This window comes from Leucobacter sp. M11 (assembly GCF_035726885.1).
GTDB lineage: Bacteria > Actinomycetota > Actinomycetes > Actinomycetales > Microbacteriaceae > JAPFRB01.
On the sequence record NZ_JAPFRB010000001.1, the window covers coordinates 414,876 to 416,218 of the forward strand.

The 1,343-nt window shown below is 76.3% G+C and carries 2 protein-coding genes; both read right to left on the reverse strand.

Annotation, left to right across the window (positions count from 1 at the left end):
• The coding region (locus tag OOT08_RS02080) for an amidohydrolase family protein (RefSeq protein ID WP_442916156.1) at nt 1-327 on the reverse strand (327 nt) is incomplete at its 3' end.
• A 4-nt stretch (nt 328-331) separates the two neighbouring features.
• On the reverse strand, nt 332-1,343 hold a 1,012-nt coding region (locus OOT08_RS02085; protein ID WP_325090898.1), incomplete at its 5' end, for an adenosylhomocysteinase.

The following is a 1,343-nucleotide window of genomic DNA, read 5'->3' on the forward strand; positions in this document are numbered from 1 at the left end:
CCAGTCGTGCCCGCCACGGTCGTAGACGGCGTCGAAGCCGTCGCTCCAGTCGTCGAAGCCGTTGTAGTGCTGCTCGGCGACCTCGCGCATCCCGGTGTACTGCAGGTGGGTGTGCGCGTTCACGAGGCCGGGCGCGAGGACGCCGTCCCAGTGTTCCTCGGTGAAGTCGAGGCCGCGCTCGCGGAGCGAGGACAGCACCCAGCGCCGGTCGCCGACGTGCAGGATCCGCTTCCCGCGCACGGCGACGGCACCGTCCCGGATCCGGGGCCCGATGATGGGCAGGACCAGGCGGGCGGTGTAGACGACGACGGGGGCGGTGGTGGGCACCCGGCTATTCTTCCAGGTTCTCGGCGGCGGTGCTGCGGTAGCGGTGCACGCTCCAGTGCTGGGCCGCGCCGCCGGGACGCACGGCGGGGGCCGTGTCCGGGCGCTCGGGCGACGCCGGGGGCTCCCCCGGGCTCCCCCGGAGCGCGATGCGGGCGACCTCCGCCTCGGCCTCGGCGCGCAGCGGGACGAGGCCGGGCTCGGGCGCGGTGTCGACGAGCTGCCGGAGCGCCGCGAGCTGGGTGCCGAAGGACAGGTCCATGATCTCGACGGGGTTGCCCTCCCCCGCCGTGTAGTTCACCCCGCCGCCGTCGGCGAGCACGAGCACGTCGGCGGCCTCGCCCGGGGCACGCCAGCGCCGCACCCCGGGCCGGACGCGGTCCGAGATCCAGGCGGCACGCGCGGCGTCGTCCAGGGCGAGCTCGTCGTCGATGCCCCCGGCCACCGCGAACACGGTGCCGGGACGCGCGGCGGCGAGCGCGTCGAGCCCGACCGTGTGCCACACGCCGGTCGCGGACACGACCACGTCGCTTCCCGCGATGCCGGGCAGGAGTGCGGTGCTCGGGAAGCCGTCGTGCTGGGCGCTGAGCGCGCGCACCGGATCGGTGTCGTGCACGGTGACCCGCGCGCCGAGGGCGCGGGCGTGCCGGGCGGTGCCCGCCCCGACCGGTCCGTAGCCGATGACGAGCCAGCGCTGCCCGGCGACGCCCGCCGCGGGAACGGGGGTGGCGCGGGGGCGCTCCCCCTCCGGGTCGAGCAGGTCGGCGATGGCGAGCACGCAGGACTGGCCCGTGCCCACGAGGTTGTCGAAGAGGGTCTTGGTGCGGGCGTTGTTGACCCCGATCACGGGCACGCGCAGCCCGCCGTCCGCGGCGAGCTCGACCAGGGGGCGCACCCCGCTCGTGGTCTCCTCGGCCGCGCCGCGCAGCCGGGCGAAGGCCCCGGGCCGCTCCGTGTGCGCGAGTCGGATCAGGTGCGAGCCGTCGTCGATCAGGAGCTCCGGCCCCCAGTCGAGCAGG